Source organism: Embleya sp. NPDC050493, from assembly GCF_044458105.1.
In the GTDB taxonomy this organism is placed as follows: Bacteria; Actinomycetota; Actinomycetes; order Streptomycetales; family Streptomycetaceae; genus Embleya.
The window spans coordinates 39,599-58,475 of record NZ_JBITHP010000021.1 but is presented as its reverse complement, the minus strand read 5'-3'; the positions used below and the strand labels follow the sequence as shown (position 1 = coordinate 58,475).

The following is an 18,877-nucleotide window of genomic DNA, read 5'->3' as shown; positions in this document are numbered from 1 at the left end:
GTTCGGGCGGGGGGGGGCGCGGGGGGCCCCGGCCCCCCCCGCCCCCCCCCCCCCCCCCCCCCCCGGCCCCCCCCCCGGGGGGGGGGGGGGGGGGCCGGCCTCGACCGGATCGGGTCAGCCCAGGTACGGCGGAGTCTGCCCCCAGTCCCAGCGCGGCATCGGCGACTCCGGAAGCGGCGGCGGGTTGGGCCCGGAGTACAGGATCGCCATCCGGGTGCCCCACTCCAGGTAGTACGCGAGCACACCGCGGAACTCCGGGTCGGCCGGCAGGTCCACGTCGTCGGCCGTCTCCAGGAGCAGTGCGACCCACCGACGGCGCTGTGTCTCGGTGATCCCCCGACCCAGGTGCCGCGAGGCCATGTGCCGGTGGCCGCCCAACTCGGTGCTGTACCGGGACGGGCCACCGAAGACCTCGCCCAGCCAGGACGCCACGTGCTCGGCGTGGTGCGGGTCCATGTTCGCGAACACCGGGGCGAGGATCTCGTCCTTGGCCACCCGCTCGTAGAACGTGCCGAACAGTCGCTCGAACGCGGGCGCGCCACCGGCCCACTCGTACAGCGTCGGGGTCGAACCGCCCTTGCCCACCACATCGGTCACCGCGTAGTGCCGCATCTCCTCGATCGCGGTGACGTACGGCCGGATCGCGGCGAAGAACGCGGCGAAGTGCTCGCCCTTGCGGAAGCCGTTCAGGTGCGCGTCCGTCGAGGTCCAACGGATCCGCAGGATGTAGGCGGACGCCTCCTCCTGACATCTGCTCAACTCGTAGTCCACACACTCCGGCGCGACCGCGAGCGACTCGGCCGCGCGTGCGTACGCGGCCTCGAACTCGGCGCTGTCCGCTTCGGCGATCGTGTAGCGGATGTATTCGACGATCATGAACGGTCCCCCATGCAAGACGCTGGTTCGATCGCGTCAACCATAGGCATGATCACCCGCCGGCCGATCATCGACGCGAGATGATTTCGCCGACCGCGTAAGGCAATCCACCCTGCCCGACCCACCGATCGCCCGCACCGCCGAACCGGTCCGCGCAGGCCCAGGCGTGTACCGACCGCCCTCAACCCCTCGCAAGCGCGGCATCGGCCGGCGCCACGTCGAGCACCGCCTTGCCCGCCACCCGTCGTCCCGCGAGCGCCGCGAACGCCTCCCCCACCCGCTCCCACGGCTCGCGCAGACCGATCCGGACCACGAGTTCACCGGAGGCCACCAGCCCGACCAGCGTGGCGAGATCGGTCCCCGGCTCGCTCGCGTCACCGAACGAGCTCAGCGTCCGAGCCGCTCCCACCGCGAACGTCGAATAGGGCGGGAACACCGCCGCCTCCCCCGAGGCCCAACCGATGCTCTGCACGACACCTCCGGGCGCCAACTTCCCCCAGGCGGCCACCAGTTGCGGGCCGCCGACGGTGTCGAGCACCAGATCCAACGGCTCGTCGACCCCATCCGGGCCCACCACGACCTCGGGAATTGCCCGACTCCGTGGATTCGGCGGTGGCTTCGGCGCTGCCCGTGGCCGGGCTCACCGCGCTGCGCGCGCTGCGGGCGAGTGGGCCGGTGGCGGGTCGGCGGGTACTGATCACCGGTGCGGCCGGGGGCGTCGGGCGGATGGCGGTACAACTCGCGGCCCGGGCGGGCGCGCGGGTGATCGCGTCCGTCGGCACACCGGAACGCGGCGCCGGGTTGACCGAACCGGGCGCGGACCTGGTCCGCCACATCACCGACAACGGCGGCCCGGCCCGCCTCACCACCTCGGTCCGCTCCCTGGCCACCGCCCTGCTCCCTCCACCCGCCGCCCCCGGACCCTGACCCCACCCTCGTCGTGCCGCGGTTGCTTCCTAGACTCGGCGGCATGGACGTCGGGGCTGCCGCGCATGCGGACGAGACCATCCACGCCGGGAGTTCCGGGAGACCCACCGGCACCGATCGGGGAAGCGCGGGTGCCGGCGGCGGTGTGCCGGTCGTCGGGACCGCCGCGTCCGCCCTTGTCCCCTTCGTTCCCGCCGACCTTCCCGATTTGCTCGACTTCCTGGTTCGGGCCGATCTCACGCTCAGTGGGCTCGATGCGGCCGGAGTGCGCTTGTGGCTGCTTCGGGACGGCGGCGGCAGGGTGTGCGGCAGCGCGGGGTACGAGTTGTCGGCCGCCGGCGACCACGCGCTGATTCGTAGCGTCGCGGTGGATCAGGACGCTCGGGGGCGAGGTCTGGGGCTCGAACTGGCTCGCTTCGTACTGGGCCGCGCCGCCGCGGCCGGTGCCCGGCGGGCGTGGTTGTTCAGCCGGCGGTCGGGTCCGTTCTGGCAGCGGTTGGGCTTCGAGCCGGCCGACCGTACCCGGCTGGCGGCGGTCCTGGCCGACACGCACCAGGTGGCCCTGTTCCGCGCGAGCGGCCAACTGGGCCGCGAGGTGGCCTGGTCGCGCGATCTCGACCCGGACGCGTCGCATCCGACGCCCGCCCGATGACGCCGTGAGCACCGGAGCCCGTCCCCCGATCCCGCCGGGCGCGACGCGGCGGGATCGGGATGGACGGGCCCTGGCCCGGCCCGATTATCGGGCCGACTGCGGGACGCGGGCGGATCGGACGTGCGCCCCGCAGAGTCACTCGGACATTTGATCACTCCGGCGTCCAACCATGCGATCCGGTGGTCTCTCGATCCACTCGATCGCCCGGCAGCCGAGCCGGTCGCCTCGGCGGCGTCCGGTCCCGACCGGGCCCGAGGGCCTGAACACCCCGGACCGCAGGCCCGTCTTCCTCGGAGATCCGACCGGATCCGGCGGAATCCGGCAAGCGGCGGTGACCTGGCCTCCCCGTTCCTTCAAAGCCTCACAACTCCACAACCCCGCCGCCCGGCCGCGCACGCGGCTCGGCCGGTTGCGGATCACGATGCACGAGACCCTACGATCCGGCTTCGCCGGCCGCGACTCCGGGTTGTGCTCCGAGCAACAACCCGCTTCGCCAACGCGTCGGTTGCGCACGAAATGGTCATGCCGGCGGCACGAAGCGTCGGCCCCATCGGAGCTCGGCGTCGTTCATGATCGACAGGCAAAGGCTTGATTGTGCACGCTCGAACCGGCTCCCGCTCGCCGGGATACGTATAGCCACGGCAAAGAATGCGATATCCGGAAGTCCCGCATCCGGTTGGTTCGCGGCCGTCTCCTCGGCGGATCTCGGGCGGGGCCTCTGTGGGGACTCTGCGGGGCTTCTGCGGAGCCTCGGCAGATCTTCGCACATCGCCCGATCACCACTCGGGCGTTTCGGCGCCCGCGTCGCGACATCCGTACACCCGTGCCAAGGCCGCTGCCGCCGCGCGCATCGCCGACCGCAGTTCCGGTGGCCCGAGCACCTCCGCCTCGCCGCCGAACGGGAGGAGGGTGGTGATCGCCGAGTCGACCGACTCGATCGGGAGGACGACCTCGACCCAGCCGTCGGAGTCGGGCCGGGTCGCGCTCGTGCGAGCCGCGCGTACGACGACCGGCTCCAGCACGTCCACCAACCGCCTCATCGCGCTCGGGGACACCCGCACGGTCGCCGACGCGCGATGTCGGCGGCGGTCGAACCGGTCCAGGTAGTCCTCCCAGTACGTCGCCAACGCGAACCCGACCGGTCGCTCGAACGTCTCCGCGCGGGCCTCGACATCCAGGATCCGCGACACCCGATAGGTACGGATCCGGGCTCCGTCTCCGCCGCCGCCCGGCGAGCCTCTGGCCGGACCACCCCCGACCGCCTCCACGCCCATGCCCGGCCCCGAGGCCGCCCCGGCCCCCGCCTTCGCGTCGACGGGCGCCTCCCGGTGGCCCGCCACGAGATACCAGGCACCCGCCTTGAGCACCACGCCGTACGGGTCCACCACCCGCGTGTTCTCGTGCGGCTCGGCCCAGCGGAGGTAGCGGATGCGCAGCCGTCGCCGGTTCCACACCGCATCCGCGACCTCGGTCAGGTGTGGGGTGTGGTCGTCGGCGCCATACCAGGCGGGCGCGTCGAGGTGGAAACATTCGGCGATCCGCCCGGCGCGGTCCCGCAGTTCGGGCGGGAGCGCGGCCATCAGCTTGAGGTGTGCGGCGGTCACCGCGGTGCCCAGGCCCAAATCGGCGGCGGCCGTCGGCAGACCGGTGAGGAACAACGATTCGGCCTCGCCGGTGGTGAGGCCGGTCAGTCGGGTGCGGAATCCGTCGAGCAGTTCGTATCCGCCGCGATGGCCCGGATCCGCGTACAGCGGCACCCCGGCCGCGCTCAACGACTCCATGTCCCGGTAGATCGTCCGGACCGAGACCTCCAGGGTGTCGGCGATCTCCCGAGCGGTGACCCGCCCTCGGGTCTGGAGCAGCAACAGGATGGAGACCAGCCGACTCGCCCGCATCCGGCGAGTCTGCCCGACTCCACTGACACAACGTGTCAGTGGAGCGCGTCTACGTTCCGCCCATGAACTCAATCCACACCACCGACGAAACCGTCGACCCCACTTCCGCCCCAGCCCCCACCCCGACCGACATCGACATCGACATCGACGACTTCGTCGACCGCTACGTGGCCGTGTGGAACGAGCCGGACCCGGACGCCCGGCGGGCCGCCGTCCAGGCGCTGTGGGCGCCGGACGGGATGGAAACCATCTCGTCCGGACGGCACATCGGCCACGACGCGCTCCTGGATCGCGTCACAGATGCCTACGAACAGCTGGTCGACGAGGGCGGATTCGTCTTCCGCGCGGCCGGGGACGCGGTCGGTCACCACGGCGCCATCACCTTCACGACCCACATGGTTCCGGCGGCCGGCGGCGACGTGGCCTGGACCGGGCGGGTGGTCGTACGACTCGGCCCCGACGGCCGCATCCGGCACGACCAGCAGTTCACCGTGCCGACCGACCCGACGCCCGGTACGAATGCCGTCGTCGCCGAATTCGTCCGCCGCGTCGGGGCGGGCGACCCGGAGCGGATCGCCGAACTGTTCGCCGACGGCGTGGACTGGCTGCTCGACTGGCCGGCCGAGGGCCACCCGTCGACACCGTGGATCCGGCCGCGTTCGACCCGCGCCGACGTCGCCGCGCACTTTCGCGAACTGGCCGCGGCGCACACCGACGACCGTCCGCAGGAGGCCGACGAACCGGGCACCACACCCGACCTGCGGATCCTGGTCGACGGGCCGGACGCGGTGCTGCTGACCGAGATCCGGCGTACGGCCGCGTCCACCGGTACGGCCTTCCGGGCGCGGTGCGCGCTGCACGTCACCGTCGAGGCGGGCCTGATCAGCCGCTACCACGTCTACGAGGACAGCCTCACGGTGGCCCGGGCGCACACCGCCGCCGACTGACCGGGTCGACCCCGCCCCGCCCGCACTCCGCCGGTGGCGGGCACTCGCAGCCCGCCGCCGGTGCCCGGCCGCTATCCCTTCAGCGCCTCCGCGAGCAACGCCGTGGCCCGCGCCCAGGCGTCCTCCGCCGCGGCCGGACGGTACGTATCGCGCTCCTCGCACGCGAAGCCGTGCGGCGTGTCCGGGTACACCACGAACTCGTTCCGCACTCCGGCCTCGGCCAACAGCCGCGCGATCGACTCCCGCTCGGCGGCCGGGTAGAGGTGGTCCTCCGCACCGATCAGCACCAGCACGGGCGTGTCGTACCGCGCGATCGACGGAGTCAGCGTCACCGTCGGCTCCGGCCGCCCCAAGCCGATCTCCGTGCCGGTCAGCCAACCCGGATAGAACGCGACCAGGGCCGCCAACGGCACCTGCGTCGCCGCGTAATAGGCGATGTGCCCACCCGCGCTCAACCCCACCATCGCGGTGGGCGCATCGTCGCCGAACCGCCGGCCCAACTCCGCGATGGCCGCCGTGACATCGGCGCGCACACCGTCCCGGGTCAGCCCACCGACCAGGTCGAGCCCGCGCGCCCGCCCGTCGGGGTCGGCGGGCAACTCGATGCGGCGGCCCGCCCGATGGTAGAAGTCCGGTACCAGGGCCCGGTATCCGAGCCCGGCAAGCATGTCGGCGACGCCTCGTACATAGCCGGTGATGCCGAACATCTCGAAGCCCACGAGCACGTTCGGATGCGGTCCGGGCCCGTCAGGCCGGGCCAGATACCCCGACATCGGCGCCGGCGCGCCCGGCACGTCGATCTCGATCCACTCGTCGACAGTCTTCACACTCACGCCTTCGTCCTCACACCACACTCGGCACCACGTCGTCCCCCTGGGCCAACAACCACGCCGGCGCGAACTGAGCCGGCTCGACGTCGCGTTCGACGGCGATCGCGCGTACCTCCGCGACGATCGCCCGATTGCGGTCCGGGCTCTCGCCGTGGAAGCGCGGGTCGCCGTGATCGACTCCTGGTCGTCGGCCGCTTCCGGAACCCTGCGACAGGCCCATGCACCCGAGGCCCAGAGCCGAGACGGTGAGCCCCTGTCGTCCCAGCGTTCGCGTCTTGACGGTGGTCATGTCGACGACCCTAGACAGGCCCCACACTGGTATCCAGAGACCGCTTTTACTGGTAACAGGGGTACCAGGATCAACCGGATCCCAAGCAGATCCGACCGATATCGAGCAGAACCCATCGAAATCGATCAAGGAAACCCGCAAGGAACCCGCCAGGATGCCCGCCACTCCGAACCCGGCGCCGCCCGACCATTCGGGCCCCGATCACCCGGGCCCCGATCGCCCCGGCCTCGATCACCCGAGCCCTGATCCTCCGGCCCCCGACCTCCCGGCCGCCGATCCCCCGGCCCCGCATCGACCCGCCCGCGCACTGGCCGACTTCCTGCGCTCTCGCCGGGCTCGGCTCCAACCCGTCGACGTCGGCCTCCCGCCGGGCACCCGCCGCCGCACCCGCGGGCTGCGCCGCGAGGAGGTGGCCGGCCTCGCGTCGATCTCGACCACGTACTACACGTTCCTGGAGCAGGGCCGCGACGTCCGCCCGTCCCGCCAGGTCCTGGATTCCCTCGGCGCCGCGCTGCGGCTCGAACCGGCCGAACACGCCCATCTGATCCACCTCGCGACGTGCGAGCCGACCGCCGCCCCCGTCGGCGCGGCCGCCGAGGTGCTCGCCCCCGGCGTCGCGGCGCTGGTCGACCGCCTCGACCCGGACCCGACCTACGTCACCGGCCGCCGCTTCGACGTGCTCGCCGCCAACCACGCGGCCCGGGCGCTGTGGACCGACTGGTCGCTGCTGCCGCCCGAGGAACGCAACATCGTCTGGTGGACCCTGGTCGCCCCCGAGGCGCGCACCCGGCTCGTCGACTGGGAGGCCGAGGCCGTCGGCGCGCTGGCCCGGTTCCGCGCCGCCGCGGACCACCACCCGGGCGACCCGGCCTTCGCCGACCTGATCCGCAGGCTGCGCGCCGCCGGGCCGGAGGCGGATGCGTGGTGGCCCCGACACGATGTGAGCGCGCTGTCCTCCGGCCGGAAGCGCCTTCGGCATCCGGTCCTCGGGCGCCTCGATCTCACCCACGTGGTGCTGCAAGTGGCCGACCGGCCGGACCAGAAGATCGTCACGTTCACCGCCGAGCCGGCACAGCGGGAGCGGATCGCCGAACTCGTCCGCACCGCCACCCGGCAAGCGGACGATCCGTCCTGACCCATCCCGGGCCGGCCACACCCGGAACGGACCAGGCCGGGGCCGGAGCAAGCCCGGTCCCGGCCGAGCCCCGCACCGCACCGCACCGCACCGCACCGCACCGCACCGGCCAAGCCTGGAGCCACCGGGTCCGGCCCCCTTTCGAGGCCGGACCCGACCAGGCCCCCGGCCAAGGCCAAGCCCCGGCTCCTACCTCCCGAACACCCGCTCCCCGCCCACGAACGTCTCCGACACCCGGGTCGCGCCGATCTCGCTCTCCGGGGCCGCGAACGGGTCGCGGTCGAGCACCACGAGGTCCGCGTGGTTGCCCACCACGATGCTGCCGGTGTCGTCCAGGTGGTTCGCATACGCACTGCCCGCCGTGTACGCCGCCAGCGCGGTGTGCAGGTCGAGCCGCTGTTCCGGGAGGAAGACCGGCGCATCGGCCCCGTGGATCCGCCGGTTCACCGCCACGTGGATGCCCTGGATCGGGTCCGGGCTGGACACCGGCCAGTCGCTGCCCGCGACCAGCGTCGCACCGCTGCGCGCCAGCGCGCCGAACGGGTACTGCCACCCGGCCCGCTCCGCGCCCAGGAACGGGATGGTCAACGTGTCCATCTGCGGCTCGTGGGCGGCCCACAACGGCTGCATGTTCGCACTCGCGCCGAGTTCGCGGAACCGCGCGATGTCGGCCGGGTGCACCACCTGGAGGTGGGCCAGGTGCGGCCGGGTGTCCTTCCACCCGTTCGCCGCGCGCATCGCGGCCACCGCGTCCAGCGCCTCCCGGACCGCGCGGTCGCCCAGCGCGTGGAAGTGCACCTGGAAGTCGTGCGCGTCCAGGGCGGTGACGTACCGCTGCAGCGCCTCCGGCTCGATGAAGCTGATCCCGCTGTTGTCGGAGGCGCACCCGCACGACGTCAGGTACGGGCTCAGCATCGCGGCGGTGAAGTTCTCCGCGATCCCGTCCTGCATGATCTTGACGGTCGTGCAGGACAACCGTCCGCGCGTACCCGCCTCGCGCCGAGCGCGCAGTTCGTCGATCTGCTCGATCCCCCGGTCGCGCTGCCACCACAACGAGCCGACCACCCGGGCGGTCAACAGCCCGCGGTCCACCGCCGTCACGTACGCGGCGCTCGCGTCGCTGATGTTCGCGTGCGCGCCGAGCAGCGCGTCCTGCCACGCGGTGACCCCCAGCGAGTGCAGCAATTCCTGCGCCCGAAGCAGGCCGGCCAGCTGGTCCTGGGCGGTCAGCGGCGGCAGCAGCCGGCCGATCAGATCGGCCGCGCCCTCCTGGAGCACACCGGTCGGCTCACCGTCGGAGTCGCGTTCGATGCGGCCGTCGGCCGGGTCCGGGGTGTCCCGGGTGATGCCCGCCAGCCGCAGCGCCGCGCTGTTGGCCCACGCGCCGTGGTGGTCCCGGTTGGGCAGGAACACCGGCCGGTCCGGAACCAGGTCGTCAAGCATCGACCGGTGCGGCAGGCCGCCCGGGAACGCCTCCATCGACCATCCGCCGCCGGTGATCCACTCGACGTCCGGGTTGGCGTCGGCGTACGCCCGCACCGCCTGCCGGTAGTCGGCGAGCGTCTCGTGCTCGGACAGGTCGCACTGACCCATTTCCACGCCGCCGCCCACCGGGTGCACGTGCGCGTCCTGGAAGCCCGGGATCAGCAGCCTGCCCGCCAGATCGACGACCTCGGTGCGATCACCGATCAGGTCGCGCACCTCGTCGTGCCCGACCGCGACGATCCGCCCGTCGCGCACGGCCACGGAGCTCGCCCGGCTGCGCGCCGCGTCGACGGTGTACACCGCGCCGCCGGTGAAGACGAGGTCGGCCGCCGCGGAGGAGGCGGATCGCGCGGCGGCGGAGCCGACGGTGCCCGCGGGAACAGGGGCCGCGGCGGAGGCGGCGGGGACGGTCTGCTCGGTCGTGCTCATACGATTCCCTCGGACTTGAATGCGTCGAAATCGGCGGCGTCGTTGTAACGGTCCATCGGCAGCTCGATCGCGTCGCCGTCGGTGCCCCGGCCCGTCTCGAAGTAGGGCGACTTGCGGACGTACTTGGCGTAGGCCGCGAAGCCGATCCCGCTGACGATCACCACCATCGGCACGGAGAACATGAACCAGCCGTTGTCGGGGCTGAGTTCGAAGCTGTCGCTCATGGTCAGGTAGTCGTACGCAAGGTAGGCGCCGACGCCCAACAGGGCCAGTCCGCTCAGCGCGGGGATGACCACGGCACGCACGCCCTCACGCCGGTCGGTGCGCAGGGTCGGCCAGAAGCGAACCGCGCACGCGATGGCGGTGAGGCCGTAGTAGAACGCCACGATCAGGCCGATCGAGTTGACCGCGGCCAGGATCATGTCGTTGAGCTTGGGGATGCCGATCGCCAGGACGGCGGTGCCGGCGGCGATCGCCATGATCAGCAGCGTGCCGATCGCGGGCGATCCGAAGGTCGGGTGGATCCGGGTCCACACCTTGCCGAGCGTCTGGTCGCGGCCCATCGCCAGCATGCCGCGCGCGGTGGGGATGACGCCGGACTGCAGCGAGGCGATCGCGGAGAAGATCAGCGCGAGCAGCGGCAGGCTCGCCCACGGGTCGGCGGCGAGGTGCGCACCCAGGAAGGTCAGGCCCTGCGGTCCGTTCTCGGCCAGTTCCGGGACGGTCATCACGCGCTGGAAGGCGATCGCACCGAGCAGGAACATGCCGAGCATCACGAACAGCGCGATCAGTCCGCCGCGGGCCGAGTCCTCGGGGTTCCTGGTCTCCTCCGTGACGCTGAACGCCGCGTCCCAACCCCAGAAGAAGAACACCGCGAGCACCAGGCCCTGCGCGAAGTCCGAGGCCGAGTCGATCTCGAACGGGTTGAACCAGGAGAACGAGAACGGCTGCTCGCCGGAGGCGATCGCCCAGACGCAGAAGATCAGCAGCACCGAGTACTCGAAGACGAGCAGATAGGTTTGCAACCGGGTCGCCTGGTGCACGCCGGTGATGGCGAGCACGGTGACCACGACCAGGACGACCAGGCCCAGGACGGTGCTGAGCTTGGTCGAGTTCGGGTCCAGGGTCAGCCCGGCGAACTCGTGCCAGCCGGCCTTGTTGGCGAACTGGAGCAGCACCGAACCGGTGATCGCGCTGGTGTACGCGAGGAAGATGATCGATCCGGCGAGGGCGACCCAGCCGGTGAGGAATCCGGAATACGGGCCGATCGACTTGCCGACCCAGACATAGCCGCTGCCGCAGTTCGGCTCGACCCGGTTGAGTCGGGCGTACGCGCCGGCGATGCCGAGCATGGGCAGGAAGGCGATCAGGATGATCGCCGGCGTGGCCAGGCCGACGGTGGCGGCCAGGCTGCCCATGCCGACGCCGATGCTGGTGGTGGCCGCCGTACTGGACGCGGCCACCGCGATGCCGTCGACGACACCGAGCGACTTGCGCAGCGCGGGCGGTTGATCGTCCCGGGGCAGGTTCGTGGACATCGGCGCTCCAAGGGAGGCTAAAGCTGACAGGGGGTGGACGCCGATGAAACAGCCTGCGTCAGAATTACGTCAATGGTGTTGACATAAGATCTGCGCGAGCACGATGCCGCAGCGCACGGCGGCATGGGTGCCGAGGACACCGGTGGGCGGACCGAGGAGGCTTGGGGAACGAGGGCCGTGGCTCGGGGACCGAGACAGCGGCTCGGGGACCGGGCGGCCGGGAGAGATCGGGCACGGCGCACGCCGAGCCGGCTTCGGAGGAACGTGTGGAGCGCATGGAACAGGTGGGCCGGGGGGATCGAGCGGACCGGGTGGTGAGTGAACGTCGCCGACGCCGGCCGACCAAGTCGGGGACGGTTTTGTCCGAGGATGTCATTGTCGATTGTGCGGTACGCCTGATCGGGCACCAAGGCGCGGAGGCGCTGACGGTGCGCAAGCTCGGCGCCGCGCTCGGATGCGACCCCACCGCCATCTACCGGTATTTCCGCAGTACCGACGACCTGCTGCTCGCGATCGCCGACTTCCTGATCGGCGAGACGCTGATCGGCTACCGACCGGGCCCCGACTGGGTGGCGTCGCTGCGCGAACTGGGCCAGCGGGTGCGCGAGGGCTATCTGCGCCACCCGCGCGTGGCCGCGCTCGCGGCGGCCCGGGTGACCCGGCGACACAACGAGTTCCGGGCCGTGGAGATGGGGGTCGCGCTGCTGCTCTCGGCGGGCTTCTCCCCCGCCGACGCGGTCCGCTACTACCGCGCGTTCATCGACACCGTGCTCGCGCACGCGGCCCTGGAGGCGTCCTACAGCGCACTCCCGCCCGAGGTGCGCGAGGCCGACGACCGATCCTGGGAGGAGACGTACAACACGCTGCCCCGGGCGGACTATCCGGCGATCGGCACGGTCCGCCGGCACCTGGCCGAGGAGATGGCGGGCAGCCCCTTCGAAGATGTGCTCGACCTGCTGCTGGAATCGCTCGCCCGACGGGTGTGAACACGGCCGCGCGGAGCGGCACCGATCACCGCGATCCGCGCTCGTGACCAACTTTTGACACTGCGTCAACGGTGCAGGTGGGTACACGCGTCGTGGGGGGTGCCGCAGACTCGATAAGGTGGCGCGTGTTTCCAGACCTCACCCACTCCCACGGGGGATCCGTGCTGATCGACAAGTTCATGCATGGCGTCGTGGCGCCCACCGCGAAGGCGATCTATCGCCCGCAGACCGAGGGCCGCGAGAACGTACCGATGACCGGCCCGGTCATCATCGCCAGCAACCACCTGTCGTTCGTTGACAGCGTCGCGATCCCCGTGGTCATGCCGCGCAAGGTGTCGTTCCTCGCGAAGGCCGAGTATTTCGACGGCCCCGGGCTCAAGGGCCGGGTCAGCAATGCCTTCTTCTCCGGAATCGGCGCCGTCCCGGTGCCCCGAGGCACGCACAGCGCGGCGAAGGCCGCCCTGGAGACCGCGCTCTCGCTGCTCGAACGCGGCGACGCGTTCGGGATCTACCCCGAGGGCACCCGCTCCCGCGACGGCCGGCTCTACCGCGGCCGGACCGGCGTCGCGTGGCTCGCGCTCGCCGCGCGCTGCCCGGTGGTGCCCGTCGGGATCATCGGCACGGACCAGGTCCAGCCGATCGGCTCGAACATCCCGAAGTTGTCGCCGCGCGCGCTCATCCGCTTCGGCGAACCCCTCGACTTCTCGCACCACTACGAGCGCAAGGACGTGGCCCGGGCCCGGCGCGAGATCACCGACGAGATCATGGAAGCGATCCAGAAGTTGTCGGGTCAGGACTACGCGGGCGTGTACAACGAGACGCCGGCGGAGGTCTGAGCCGCTTGTCGGGCGCTTTCGGCGCCGGCTCGCGAGGCACCGCTGACGCGCCGGGGCGCAGGTGCGGGTCGTCGGGGTGGTGCGGTTACCCGTGGAGTTCCTCGATCAGTCGGGCGTAGCCGTTCGAGCCGTGGCCGGCGGCTATCGCGCGACGGGTGTAGTGGCGGTAGAGCTCCGGAAGCGCGGTGTCGATGCCGCGTGCTCGGCTCGCGTGTACCAGGTGGTCCATCGTCGCCAGGTGCACGTCCAGCGTGGCGTCGTCGCCGGGGTAGGTGCCGGCGTCGACCTGCGCGGCGTACTCGCCGATGAAGCCGGCCACGGCGTGGCTCAACCAGCGGTTGGCGATCGGGGTGAAGTCGGCCGCGCTCACCCCGTCCGCGCCGACCACGGCGGAGCCGTGCAACCAGCCGGTCAGCGCCGCCCACATCAGCCCGAGCAGCGCGGTGTCGTACAGGCTCGCGACGCCGGCGTCGGCCCCCAGGTCGACCGGGTCGCCGAGCGCTCGCAGTGTCGCGGCGTGCCGGGCGAACGCGGCCGGATCGCCGCTGTAGAGCAGCATCGAGTCGGGCGAGCCGATCCCGGGCGGCGTGGACATGATCGCGCCGTCGAGGTAGGCGGCTCCCGACCGGGCCGCCCACGCGGCGGTCTCCCGGGCCTGCTCGGGTGAACCCGAGGTGAGATTGACCAGTGTCCGCCCGGCGAGTGCGGCCTCGTCGGCGGCGAGGATCGTGTGCATCGCGTCGTAGTCCAGGACGCAGACCACGATCAGCGGACTCGCCGCGATCGCCGCGGACACGGTGTCGGCGCGCACGGCGCCCCGGGCGACCACCTCGTCGGCCTTCGCCGCGGAGCGGTTCCACACCGTCGTGGGATGGCCGGCGGCGCGGAACGCCTCGGCCAGCGCCCGGCCCATCGATCCCAGTCCGATGACCGTCACGGCTTCGGTTTCGGCTTCGTGCTTCATGTTCGTCCTTCGTTCGTGGCGCCGGGCACTCGTGCCCGTTCGTGCATGGGTCGCGCCGCTTGGCCGCCCTCGGCGGCCGGCGTTTCCGGCGACGCGGACAACCCTCGCAGCGTCCGGAAGGCGCGGACAGTGGCAGGAATGCCTGTGAGCGCAAAATTCGTGCCACCGATGCTCTAGGCTTTCTCGTCATGCACGACCGACCCGCGCACGCCCGCGCGACCGGACCGGGATCCGTCGCCGTCGCGGTGATCGACGACACGGACATCCCGCCGTGGGACATGTACGAACTGGCGCTCGCGTGTGCGGTGTTCGGCACTCCTCAGCCCGAACTCACGGATCGGTGGTACGACTTCCGCGTCTGCGCGGAGCGGCCGACTCGGTCCGGGCCGACTGTGGCCGAGGCCGGCGACTCCGGAAGCGGGAACGCGAACGGGAGCGGATCCGGTTTCGGTTTCGGGATTCGCACCCCGTACGGATGGGACGCGTTGGCCGGTGCGGACACCGTGATCGTGGTGGCCGTGCCGCAGGAATGCGTGGATCACGACCGCGAGTTGCCCGCCGGATTCCTCGCCGCCCTGCGCGCCGCGGCCGACGCCGGGGCGCGGATGGTCTCGCTGTGCACGGGTGCCTTCGCACTCGCCGCCGCCGGCCTCCTGGACGGCCGCCGAGCCACCGCGCACTGGGCGCACACCGAGGATCTGGCCCGCCGTCATCCCAAGGTCACCGTCGACGACAGCGTGCTGTACGTCGACGACGGTGCCGTACTCACCAGCGCCGGCATGACAGCCGGGCTGGACCTGTGCCTGCACATCGTGCGTACCGATCTGGGCGCCCACATCGCCAACCAACTCGCCCGCCGGCTGGTGGTCCCGGCCCATCGACCCGGCGGCCAGGCCCAGTTCGTGGATCTGTCCGTCCCCGCCACCGACGACGAGGGCCTGGCCCCGGTGCTGCACTGGGCCGGCGCCCACCTCGACCGTCCGCTCACCGTCGACGACCTGGCCCGCCGCGCCCGGATGAGCCCGCGAACCTTCTTCCGCCGCCTCCAGGCCGCCACCGGAACCACGCCGCTGCAATGGTTGCTCACCCAGCGGCTGGCCCGGGCCCAGTCGCTTCTGGAGACCACCGACCTCCCCATCGAGCAGATCGGCGAGCGCAGTGGCCTGGGTACCGCCGCCAACCTGCGCCACCACTTCGCCGCCCGGCTGGGCATCTCCCCCGCCGATTACCGCCGCGCCTTCACCTCGCCCACGGCCGACCGACCCCGCCCCGCCACCACCGGCTGACACCCGCCTGGGCGCCGCCGGGCCGGCGGTTGCCGCCCGATCGCGGTCGATTCAGGCCCAGAAGTCCTCCGCCGCCGTCATGTCCTCGACGCACTCGTCGAGATCGGTGATCTTCTCGCCGACGATGCGGAAGACGATGCCGCCCATCTGGTCGAGCAGTTTGCCCGCGCGCTTGCCGGTGGCTCGGTGTACCGACATCACGTGGCCGCGACCGTCGACGAAGAGGTGTCGCAGCTCGACCCGGAAGGTGCCGTCCGTCTCGGTGGCGAGCTGTACGTAGTAGTCGAGGATCGCTTCCACACCCTTGACGTCGCCCGACAGCCTGTGGTTGCCGGGTACGTGTTGCGTGCAGTCGGTCGTCATCATCGAGCGCAGGGTGTCCAGGTCGCCGCAGGAGAACGCCTCGTACCCCTGACGAATCAATGCGGCGTGTGCATGTTCAGCCATGGCATTTCGCCACCTTCCACACCAAACACGGATAAATGGCTGACGACTCCACCCTGTCACTCCTCACGTCTCGGGTCCACTCCCTCGCGGATCCCTTCGGTCGGCGGGCGACTGCCTCCGGCACAGCGCCGAAGAGGCGGTCCCGATCCCCGACACCCCTGTCCGGAACGCGACTCCCCTCCCGGATGACGCGGACGCGCCATCCGGTCGGGCGAGTCGTCCGGCTCGCTCATCCGATGCGGAAGGTACCCCCGGGCGGAGCCGGCGACGGGGTGGCCGTGCGATCCGTCACCGGCGCGACATCGCGCGAGAACACCCGCGCCTCGATCCCGGAGAGCACCCGGGCCGGCGTGTCGTCGCCGGCCGTTCGCCGGGCCAACTGGGACACCGGCAGCGTGATCGCGGACGCGACGACGACGAGGTTGCCGAAGCGCCTGCCGCGCAGTACGCCCGGCTCGGCCATCAACGCCACCTCGGGGAACACCGCCCGCAGGGTGGCCACTTGCGCCCGCGCGAAGTCGAGGTCGCCGCCGTCGGCGATATTCGCCGCGTACACCCCGCCAGGCCGCAACACGCGGGCCACCTCGGCGGCGAACTCCCGCGACGTCAGGTGCGCGGGCACCTGGGCTCCCCCGAACACATCGGCTATCACCAGATCGGCCGAGTCGTCCGGCCGCGCCGTCAGCTCGGCCCGGGCGTCGCCCGTGCGTACATCCATCGTCCGGCCCGTCGGCAACGGCAGGTGCTCCAGCACCAACGCGACCAGTTCCCCGTCGAGTTCGGCGACGGTCTGCACCGAGCCGGGCCGGGTGGCCGCGATGTAACGGGGCAGTGTCAGCCCGCCGCCGCCCAAATGCAGCGCGGCGATCGGCGCACCCGGTTCGGCCACGAGATCCACGACGTGGCCGAGGCGGCGCGTGTACTCGAATTCCAGGTGCTCGGGCTGGTCGAGATCCACGTACGACTGGGGCGAATCGTTGAGCGTGAGCAACCACGCGCGGGGCCGGTCGATGTCGGGCATCAGCAACGCCGCACCGAGATCCGTCGCCCGCCCCACCGGAATCGACTCGGTCGGTTCTTGCTGGTCGTCGTACATGCATCGATTGTCTCGCAGCCGCAGCCCCCGCTCCGCCGCCCTGTACCGATCACCTTGGCATGATCGTCGGGGGCAGCGGCAACAGGCACCACAGAGCCGCGGCACCGCGGCGCCGATGGGCACCCCAGCACCGACCAGGCATCACGAAGCAGGAACATCCGGGAGAGCAGCCATGCAGTTCACCAAACTCGGCCACGCGTGCGTACGTCTGACCACGGACCGGGGCACCATCGTGATCGATCCCGGCGCCTTCAGCGAACCCGATGCGATGGTCGGCGCCGACGCCGTACTGATCACCCACGAGCACTTCGACCACGTCGTCCCCGACGCGCTGCGGGCCGCCGCCGCGGCCGACCCGGACCTGGAGATCTGGACGAATCCGGCCGTCGCCGCGCAGTTCCCCGATCTGGCCGGCCGCATCCACGCGGTGACGCACGGCGACACGTTCGAGATCGGCGGCGCGCAGGGCGTGGCGGTGCACGTGTACGGCGAGAAGCACGCCGTGATCCACCCGGACATCGCCGTCATCGACAACGTCGGCTTCCTGATCGACGGTCGCATCTTCCACCCCGGCGACGCGTTCACCGTTCCCGAGGAAGCGGTGCCCACGCTGCTGGTGCCGGCGGGCGCTCCCTGGCTCAAACTCGGCGACGCCGCGGACTACGTGCGAGAGGTCGACCCGGCACAGGCGTTCCTGATCCACGACGGCATCTACAACGACACCGGGCTCGCCCTCGCCGAACGCCTCCTGGGCCAACTCGCCGGCTCCGACACCCGCCCGGTCCGGCGCCTGGTCCCGGGGGAAGGCACCTCACTCCCCGGAGCCTGACGCCGCACACCGTGCGTACGCCGGGCCGCTCGGCCGCCCCCGGTCCCGCCGTCAGCGCGTTGGACGAGCGCGGCCGTGCCGGGCGAGAAGGGGAGGCGCATGTCGACCTCGGGAAAGCAGAAGGGGTAGCCGCTCCCGAACTCCTCTGTCGTTGCCGCGCACCGACGTCGTGATCTCATGGTGCGAGCCTCGGAGAACAGGACATCGGCGGAGAGAGTCAGTCCGTGGACCGTGATCCCTCGAATTCGACAGCGGCAGCGGTGCGGTCACCGACACCCGCAGTGCCGTCGACGCCCGTTTCCATATCGGCGTCGACGCCGAACCTCCTCCCCCATCGCCGGTCCGGCCCCGCGGCGGACGCCGATTCGGTGCGAAGCACCGAATCGGCCGTGGCACCCGTACGGCCGCGGGATCGGTCGTACCACGCCCGTGACGTCGAGGAGATCCGGCAACTGCGGGAGTACAGCGCGCACATCGTGGCGCTGGACACCCGGTTCGGCGCCGGCGCCATCCTCACTCCGGCGGTCCGCTCGGCACGCGCGGCGCTGCGCGGCGCCCTGACCGGCCTGCCGTCCCGGGACCGGCTGTCCGCCGTCTCCGAAGCCCACCAGATCGCCGGCTGGCTGGCCTACGACGCCGATCGACACGCGTTGTCCCGTCGACTGAGCACCCGGGCCGTCCGGACGGCGCGTCTGGCCGGTGATCGCTCCGCCGAACGGTTCGCCCTCTCCCAACTCGCGATGCAGGCCATCCACCTGCGCCGCCCGGACGAGGCGTTGCGCATCTGCGACACGGTCCTCGACGACGCCCTGCCATCCGGCGTACGGACCCTGTTCGTGCTGCGCCGGGCCCGGGCCCTCAATCAGTACGGCGAACACGCCGGGGCCCGCAGGCTGATCGGCGAGACGTACGGCCGACACCTGGAAGGCGTCGGCGCCCGGGATCCGGACTGGGCCTGGTGGCTCGACACCGCCGAGATCACCTGGCATCACGCGATGATCCACGCCGACAACGGGCAGTGGACCCGGGCCATCCCCCTGTTCGAGCAAGCCGCCGCGGGACGCGTCCCGGACACTCGCACCGCGCACAACGACCATGCCTACCTGCTGCACGCGCTGGCCCGAACCCGCAGTTGGCGCGACGCCGGCGACCTCCTGGAATCGCACATCCTCCCGGCGCACACCACGGTCGCCTCCGGCCGGATCACCCGGCTCCTGGCGGATACGGTCCGCCTGTCGGCACGCCGTCCGGCCACGCCCGTGGGCCGCGACCTGGCCCACGACCTGACCACGGTCCTGCGCGGCGCCGACGTACCCGACGGGCCGTGAACCGCGACCGGTCCCGGCATCGGTAACCCGGAGGTTAACCACGGTTCCGAGATCGGCCGTTGTTCGAGGCGAGCGCGGACGACAGTCTTGAGACATCGAAGA

General features: G+C 71.6%; 17 protein-coding genes and 2 pseudogenes. 9 read left to right on the top strand and 10 right to left on the bottom strand.

Features of this window, described 5'->3' with window-relative positions:
- Positions 1 to 114: 114 nt before the first annotated feature.
- Positions 115 to 876 carry a group II truncated hemoglobin gene (locus tag ACIBM5_RS32305; RefSeq protein ID WP_396010149.1) on the bottom strand — a complete coding sequence of 254 codons (762 nt, stop codon included), beginning with the start codon at positions 874 to 876 and terminating at the stop codon, positions 115 to 117.
- A 181-nt stretch (positions 877 to 1,057) separates the two neighbouring features.
- On the bottom strand, positions 1,058 to 1,450 hold the full coding sequence (locus ACIBM5_RS32300) for a zinc-binding dehydrogenase (protein ID WP_396010148.1): 393 nt from the start codon (positions 1,448 to 1,450) through the stop codon (positions 1,058 to 1,060).
- A gap of 14 nt (positions 1,451 to 1,464) precedes the next feature.
- On the opposite strand from ACIBM5_RS32300, the pseudogene ACIBM5_RS32295 reads away from it, so the two are divergent.
- Positions 1,465 to 1,704 (top strand): annotated as a pseudogene (locus ACIBM5_RS32295) (alcohol dehydrogenase); the annotation flags it as partial.
- A 142-nt stretch (positions 1,705 to 1,846) separates the two neighbouring features.
- A complete protein-coding gene (locus ACIBM5_RS32290; RefSeq protein ID WP_396010147.1) occupies positions 1,847 to 2,455 on the top strand; it encodes a GNAT family N-acetyltransferase in 609 nt (202 codons plus the stop codon).
- A gap of 776 nt (positions 2,456 to 3,231) precedes the next feature.
- On the opposite strand, the gene ACIBM5_RS32285 is transcribed toward ACIBM5_RS32290, so the two are convergent.
- Complete coding sequence (locus ACIBM5_RS32285; protein ID WP_396010145.1) at positions 3,232 to 4,350, bottom strand: helix-turn-helix transcriptional regulator; 1,119 nt, start codon at positions 4,348 to 4,350, stop codon at positions 3,232 to 3,234.
- A 62-nt stretch (positions 4,351 to 4,412) separates the two neighbouring features.
- Here ACIBM5_RS32285 and ACIBM5_RS32280 point away from each other — a divergent pair, with 62 nt between their 5' ends.
- Positions 4,413 to 5,297 (top strand): nuclear transport factor 2 family protein, encoded by an 885-nt coding sequence (locus ACIBM5_RS32280; RefSeq protein ID WP_396010144.1) that lies wholly within the window; start codon positions 4,413 to 4,415, stop codon positions 5,295 to 5,297.
- Between the two features lie 71 nt (positions 5,298 to 5,368).
- Here the strand turns inward: ACIBM5_RS32280 and ACIBM5_RS32275 are convergent, their stop codons facing one another.
- On the bottom strand, positions 5,369 to 6,130 hold the full coding sequence (locus ACIBM5_RS32275) for a dienelactone hydrolase family protein (RefSeq protein WP_396010143.1): 762 nt from the start codon (positions 6,128 to 6,130) through the stop codon (positions 5,369 to 5,371).
- 10 nt (positions 6,131 to 6,140) lie between these two features.
- Entirely contained in the window at positions 6,141 to 6,416 is a 276-nt protein-coding gene (locus ACIBM5_RS32270) for a hypothetical protein (RefSeq protein ID WP_396010142.1), read from the bottom strand.
- A gap of 154 nt (positions 6,417 to 6,570) precedes the next feature.
- On the opposite strand from ACIBM5_RS32270, the gene ACIBM5_RS32265 reads away from it, so the two are divergent.
- Positions 6,571 to 7,551, top strand: a complete 981-nt coding sequence (locus ACIBM5_RS32265) for a helix-turn-helix transcriptional regulator (protein WP_396010141.1) — start codon at positions 6,571 to 6,573, stop codon at positions 7,549 to 7,551.
- Between the two features lie 189 nt (positions 7,552 to 7,740).
- On the opposite strand, the gene ACIBM5_RS32260 is transcribed toward ACIBM5_RS32265, so the two are convergent.
- The gene (locus ACIBM5_RS32260; protein WP_396010140.1) at positions 7,741 to 9,465 is read right to left on the bottom strand and encodes an amidohydrolase; all 1,725 of its coding nucleotides are present in this window, start codon (positions 9,463 to 9,465) and stop codon (positions 7,741 to 7,743) included.
- On the bottom strand, positions 9,462 to 11,003 hold the full coding sequence (locus ACIBM5_RS32255) for an APC family permease (protein ID WP_396010139.1): 1,542 nt from the start codon (positions 11,001 to 11,003) through the stop codon (positions 9,462 to 9,464). The genes ACIBM5_RS32260 and ACIBM5_RS32255 overlap by 4 nt, the downstream gene beginning before the upstream one ends.
- Before the next feature lie 275 nt (positions 11,004 to 11,278).
- On the opposite strand from ACIBM5_RS32255, the gene ACIBM5_RS32250 reads away from it, so the two are divergent.
- Together ACIBM5_RS32250 and ACIBM5_RS32245 are read left to right on the top strand one after the other, a co-directional pair.
- The gene (locus ACIBM5_RS32250; RefSeq protein ID WP_396010138.1) at positions 11,279 to 11,989 is read left to right on the top strand and encodes a TetR/AcrR family transcriptional regulator; all 711 of its coding nucleotides are present in this window, start codon (positions 11,279 to 11,281) and stop codon (positions 11,987 to 11,989) included.
- Positions 11,990 to 12,114: 125 nt separating this feature from the next.
- Complete coding sequence (locus ACIBM5_RS32245; protein ID WP_396010137.1) at positions 12,115 to 12,825, top strand: lysophospholipid acyltransferase family protein; 711 nt, start codon at positions 12,115 to 12,117, stop codon at positions 12,823 to 12,825.
- 85 nt (positions 12,826 to 12,910) lie between these two features.
- On the opposite strand, the pseudogene ACIBM5_RS32240 reads toward ACIBM5_RS32245, so the two are convergent.
- Positions 12,911 to 13,807, bottom strand: a pseudogene (locus tag ACIBM5_RS32240) (NAD(P)-dependent oxidoreductase); the annotation flags it as partial.
- A 170-nt stretch (positions 13,808 to 13,977) separates the two neighbouring features.
- Here ACIBM5_RS32240 and ACIBM5_RS32235 point away from each other — a divergent pair.
- The gene (locus tag ACIBM5_RS32235; protein ID WP_391586018.1) at positions 13,978 to 15,075 is read left to right on the top strand and encodes a GlxA family transcriptional regulator; all 1,098 of its coding nucleotides are present in this window, start codon (positions 13,978 to 13,980) and stop codon (positions 15,073 to 15,075) included.
- 51 nt (positions 15,076 to 15,126) lie between these two features.
- On the opposite strand, the gene ACIBM5_RS32230 is transcribed toward ACIBM5_RS32235, so the two are convergent.
- Both ACIBM5_RS32230 and ACIBM5_RS32225 read right to left on the bottom strand, forming a co-directional pair.
- A complete protein-coding gene (locus tag ACIBM5_RS32230) occupies positions 15,127 to 15,522 on the bottom strand; it encodes a nuclear transport factor 2 family protein (RefSeq protein WP_391586019.1) in 396 nt (131 codons plus the stop codon).
- A 229-nt stretch (positions 15,523 to 15,751) separates the two neighbouring features.
- Positions 15,752 to 16,618 (bottom strand): spermidine synthase, encoded by an 867-nt coding sequence (locus ACIBM5_RS32225; protein ID WP_396010135.1) that lies wholly within the window; start codon positions 16,616 to 16,618, stop codon positions 15,752 to 15,754.
- A gap of 172 nt (positions 16,619 to 16,790) precedes the next feature.
- On the opposite strand from ACIBM5_RS32225, the gene ACIBM5_RS32220 reads away from it, so the two are divergent.
- Both ACIBM5_RS32220 and ACIBM5_RS32215 read left to right on the top strand, forming a co-directional pair.
- A complete protein-coding gene (locus ACIBM5_RS32220) occupies positions 16,791 to 17,447 on the top strand; it encodes an MBL fold metallo-hydrolase (RefSeq protein ID WP_396010133.1) in 657 nt (218 codons plus the stop codon).
- A gap of 389 nt (positions 17,448 to 17,836) precedes the next feature.
- The gene (locus tag ACIBM5_RS32215; protein WP_396010132.1) at positions 17,837 to 18,775 is read left to right on the top strand and encodes a hypothetical protein; all 939 of its coding nucleotides are present in this window, start codon (positions 17,837 to 17,839) and stop codon (positions 18,773 to 18,775) included.
- Positions 18,776 to 18,877 lie beyond the last annotated feature (102 nt).